Below are 4,586 nucleotides of genomic sequence, written 5' to 3'. Positions count from 1 at the left end.
GAGGCCGCCGGGGCGGCGGCCGGCGAGCGGGGGGTCTCCCATCTCGTCGCGGACGTCTCCAAGGCGCGGGACTGCGCGCTGATCGCGGAGACGGCGGTCAAGCGGCACGGCGGCGTGGACGTGCTGTGCGCCAACGCCGGGATCTTCCCCGACAAGCGGCTGACCGACATGACCGAGGACGACATCGACGAGGTCATGGGCGTGAACGTCAAGGGGACGATGCTCTGCGTCAAGGCGTGCCTGGCACCGCTCCAGGCGTCCGGGCACGGCAGGGTGATCCTGACCTCCTCGATCACCGGGCCGGTCACCGGGTACCCCGGCTGGTCCCACTACGGGGCCAGCAAGGCCGCCCAGCTCGGCTTCATGCGCACCGCGGCCATGGAGCTGGCGCCCAAGGGCATCACGGTCAACGCCGTACTGCCCGGCAACATCCTGACCGAGAGCCTGGTGGAGCACGGGGAGGACTACCTGCGCGGGATGCGGGCCGCGATCCCGATGGGACGCCTCGGCACGGCCGAGGACATCGGCAACGCGTGCCTGTTCCTCGCGACCGACGAGGCCGCCTACATCACCGGCCACTCGCTGGTCGTCGACGGCGGCCAGATCCTTCCCGAATCTCAGGAGGCGCTGGGTCTCATGTGATCTAATCGGGCGATCCTTCGGGCTCCGCTCTGGTTTGGTGCCATGGCGAGAAAGGTGATGACGTGTCCCGCGACCAGGGAGATGAGAGCGCGGTAGAGGCCGCCCGCCGGGAACTCCTCGCCCTCATCTCGGCCGGCGAGCTGGAGCCGGGCCAGCGCCTCGGCTCCGAACGCGAGCTGTCCACCCGCCTCGGCGTCAGCCGGTCGACGCTGCGCCAGGCGCTCGGCGCCCTGGAGGGACTCGGCGCCGTACGCCGGGTCCCCGGGCGCGGCGGCGGCACGTTCGTCAGCAAGGCCAAGATCGAACGAGACCTGTCCAGCGTCATCGGCGTGCCCGCGCTGCTGCGCGAGCAGGGCTTCACCGCCGGATCTCGGGTCGTCAGCGCGGGCATCGTCGCCGCCGACGAGGCGACGGCCTCCGCGCTGGGCGTCGACCCCGGCGACCTGGTCACCGAGATCGTCCGCATCCGCCTCGCCGACGGCCAGCCGCTCTCGCTGGAGAACGCGCGCTTTCCCGCGCTGCGCTTTCCCAGCCTGCTGGAGCTGCCGCTCGGCGGCTCGATCTACGACCTGCTCGCCGACCGGTACGGCGTGCGCCCGGTGGAGGCGATCGAGGCCATCGAGGCGGTGCCGGCGGGTCCCGACGAGGCCGCCGTGCTCGACGTGCCGGTCGGCATACCGCTGCTCGCGGTGACCCGCACGACCTTCGACCAGGCGGGCCACTCCTTCGAGTTCTCCCACGACCTGTTCCGCGCCGACCGTACCAAGGTTCTTGTACGCACCGCAGGTCCCTCCGGCACCGCCGACTCCGCCCGGGGCCGTGGCCGCCTGATCGACCTTCACCACGTCCCGGGCTGACCGCATCGGAGCACGACGTGCGGGTGGAGACGCGCTGACGCTCACCTGACCAGCTTCGCCGGCCCCGCTGTGGCGGCGTGCAGGAGGTGCTCCAGCGGGCCCCGGCGGAAGAAGCGCGACCAGAGGGCGGCGAAGAACACGCTCAGCAGGACCAGGGCGACGAGCACGGCGCCGGTCGAACCGAGCAGCCCCTCGGCGTCCACGTACCTCACGGCGAGGATGTGCGCGACGTACGCGCTGAGCGACATCGAGCCGATGGCGATGACCGGCGACGCGATCCGGCGCAGGCGGGGCAGCGCGGCGAGCGCGCTGACGGCGAGCACGATGACCAGGATCGCCACCCCGACGTTGCCCACCAGCTCGAACGTGGTCCCGCTGTGCGGGGAGGCGACCAGCAGCCGCTCGGTGAGCGAGCCGTCTTGCTCGGCGGCCGAGGCCGACCCCCGCGCGGCGGCCGCGTCGACCGCCAGGTGAAGGTCGGTGAAGACGTGGAGGACGAGCCACGAGCCGCCGTACCCGGCCGCGACCAGCGCGCAGCCGGTGGCGGCCAGCCGCTTGCGGACCCGCACGGCCTCCAGATCGGCCCGCCCGAGCGCCATGCCCGCGAAAACGTACGCCATCCACGTCACCGCCGGGTACGCCCCGACGAGCACCAGGTCGATGAACCCCCGGCCGTCCAGCGCGTTGACGGGGTCGTACGCGGCGAAGGTGTCCAGCCAGGACTCGGGAATGACCAGCGGCGCGAACGTCAGGAACGGGCCCACCAGAGCCACCAGCGTGGCGGCGGCCGTGAGGGTAGCCGCGCCGCGCAGGAGCAGCGGAAGGGCCAGCAGGAAATACACCCCGTAGTAGGGGATGATCACCGAGATGTGGGTGCCGAGCATCGTCAGCCCCGTGCCGAGCACGATGAGGATGAGGGCGCGTAGCGCGATCCGCGCCTTCACCTGCCGCCCCTCCCGGCCGGTCTTCGGGTGCGTGCGACCGCTGATCAGCACCAGCGACAGCCCCGCGAGCGTCGCGAAGAGCGCGGACGAGCGACCTCGGAACAGCTCCAGGAAGGCGCCGGGGATCCCGCCGACGTTCGCCGGATCGGGGCCGACGTGGACGGCGAACATCCCGAACAGCGCGATCGCGCGGGCCAGGTCGACCCCCGCCAGCCGTCCGCCGGGGGGAGTGGGCGGTGGTTCGGCGCCATCGGGTGTCGAAGGGCGGATGTCGGTCACGCCCCCGGGCGGGGGATTGGTGTCCACGGAATTCGAAATCTTAGGACTTGCTGTGCGGATCTATCAGGCATTTCCCTAAAGAGGTGACCGGAGGACCCTAGCGGGCGAGGCGGCCCAGCAGGGCTGAGGCGGCGGTGACGCCGAGCACCACGGACACGATCAGCACCGTGAAGTCCAGGGCCAGGTGTGCGGGGGTGCCGATGAGCAGCCCGCGCAGGGCGTCCACCTCGTAGCTGAGCGGATTGGCGTGGCTGATCACCTGAAGCCAGGCCGGCATCAGCGCCACCGGGTAGAGCGCGTTGGACCCGAAGAAGAGCGGCATGGTGATGGCCTGGCCGATGCCCATCAGCCGGTCTCTGGTGAGGACGAGCCCGGCGATCGTCATGGACAGGCAGGAGAAGAAGGCGGCCGAGAGCAGCAGCACGATGGCCACGCCGGCCAGCTTCAGGGGGTTGCCGGTCATCGCGACGCCCAGCAGCGCGGCGAGCAGCAGCACGACGACGGCCTGGGTGAGCGCGCGCACGCCCGCCGCGAACGCCTTGCCCGTGACCAGCGCCGACCGCGGGGTGGGGGTGACCAGCAGCTTGGTCAGCACTCCGGCGTCACGCTCCCAGATGATCTGGATGCCGTAGAAGATGGCGATGAACAGTGCCGACTGCGCCAGGATGCCGGGCGCGAGGAAGTCCAGGTAGGGAACGCTGCCGGTGGGGATGGCGCGGATCCTGCTGAAGGTCTCGCCGAAGATGATCAGCCAGAGGGCGGGCTGGATGGCGCGGGTCAGCAGCTCGGTGCGGTCGCGCCGCATCTTCTGCAGCTCGACCAGGCACAGGGCCGCCACCCGGCTCGGGTACTGCCGCCAGGCGGGTGGCCGCCGGACCGGGAAGAGTCCGGTGTCAGCCGACGCGCCCTGCGGTACGGCGAGTGGTGCGTACTTCACTGAATCCTCCCTGAGGAAGCGAGTTGTCCAGGGCATCGGCCGCGTGGTGCCGGAACACGTCCTCGAGGGTCGCGTCCCCGCCGAGCGCGGCCTTCAGCTCGGCGGGGGTGCCGATCGCGCGCAGCGTGCCGAGGTGCATGAGGGCCACCCGGTCGCACATGGCGTCGGCCTCGTCCATGGAATGCGTGGTGACCAGCACGGTCATGCCCGTGGTCTCGCGCAGTTCGTTGATGCGGTCCCAGACTCCGGACCGGGCGATGGGGTCCAGGCCGATGGTGGGCTCGTCGAGGATGAGCAGCCGGGGCCGGTTGACCAGGGCCTGGGCCAGCTCCAGGCGGCGGACCATGCCGCCCGAGTAGGCGGAGGTGATCCGGTCGGCGTCGTCTTCGAGGCCCATGGCGCGCAGCGACTCGGCCACGCGGTCGCGGCGCTCGCGCCTCGGCACGTCGAACAGCCGGGCGAACAGGGAGACGTTCTCCCTGCCGGTGAGCGCGCCGTTCGCCGACAGCTGCTGGGGCACGTACCCCATCAGCCTGCGGACCTCCATCTTGCGCCGGTCGACGTCCACGCCGAAGACGCGGGCCTGCCCGCCCTGTAGAGGGAGCAGGGTGGTGATGACGCGGATGGTGGTGGTCTTTCCCGCTCCGTTGGGCCCGAGCAGCCCGAAGATCTCTCCCGGGACGACCCGCAGCGAGACGCCGTCGACCGCCCGGTGGTCACCGAAGCGGTAGGTCAGCTCCTCGCACTCGACCGCCGGTATGTCAGTTGTCATTCCTGCTCCAATCCCTCCGCCAGCCGCCGCAGGGGCTCCACGGCGCCCGCCAGCCGATCGCGTTCGGCGGCGTCCATCTGGGCCAGCACGCCCGCGACCGCCGCGGCGCGGCGGTCGCGCCCCACGCGCAAGCGCTGCCACATCTGAAGAGAACA

5 protein-coding genes are annotated in these 4,586 nt (G+C 71.3%); 2 read left to right on the top strand and 3 right to left on the bottom strand.

Annotated elements, in window-relative coordinates:
* Window positions 1–642 (top strand): 3-oxoacyl-ACP reductase FabG (fabG, locus tag AB0O34_RS36160; RefSeq protein WP_363923404.1); only part of this gene is annotated, 642 nt, incomplete at its 5' end.
* A 62-nt stretch (window positions 643–704) separates the two neighbouring features.
* Window positions 705–1,499 carry a GntR family transcriptional regulator gene (locus AB0O34_RS36155; RefSeq protein ID WP_363923402.1) on the top strand — a complete coding sequence of 265 codons (795 nt, stop codon included), beginning with the start codon at window positions 705–707 and terminating at the stop codon, window positions 1,497–1,499.
* Between the two features lie 41 nt (window positions 1,500–1,540).
* Here the strand turns inward: AB0O34_RS36155 and AB0O34_RS36150 are convergent, their stop codons facing one another.
* From AB0O34_RS36150 to AB0O34_RS36140, 3 genes are all read right to left on the bottom strand, one after another.
* Window positions 1,541–2,749 carry a DUF418 domain-containing protein gene (locus tag AB0O34_RS36150; protein WP_363923400.1) on the bottom strand — a complete coding sequence of 403 codons (1,209 nt, stop codon included), beginning with the start codon at window positions 2,747–2,749 and terminating at the stop codon, window positions 1,541–1,543.
* A gap of 70 nt (window positions 2,750–2,819) precedes the next feature.
* Complete coding sequence (locus AB0O34_RS36145; protein ID WP_363923398.1) at window positions 2,820–3,659, bottom strand: ABC transporter permease; 840 nt, start codon at window positions 3,657–3,659, stop codon at window positions 2,820–2,822.
* On the bottom strand, window positions 3,616–4,431 hold the full coding sequence (locus AB0O34_RS36140; protein ID WP_363923396.1) for an ATP-binding cassette domain-containing protein: 816 nt from the start codon (window positions 4,429–4,431) through the stop codon (window positions 3,616–3,618). The genes AB0O34_RS36145 and AB0O34_RS36140 overlap by 44 nt, the downstream gene beginning before the upstream one ends.
* Between the last annotated feature and the right edge of the window lie 155 nt (window positions 4,432–4,586).

It is taken from the genome of Sphaerisporangium sp. NPDC088356, from assembly GCF_040685555.1.
Lineage (GTDB): Bacteria > Actinomycetota > Actinomycetes > Streptosporangiales > Streptosporangiaceae > Sphaerisporangium.
This window is presented reverse-complemented; position numbering and strand designations above follow the sequence as displayed.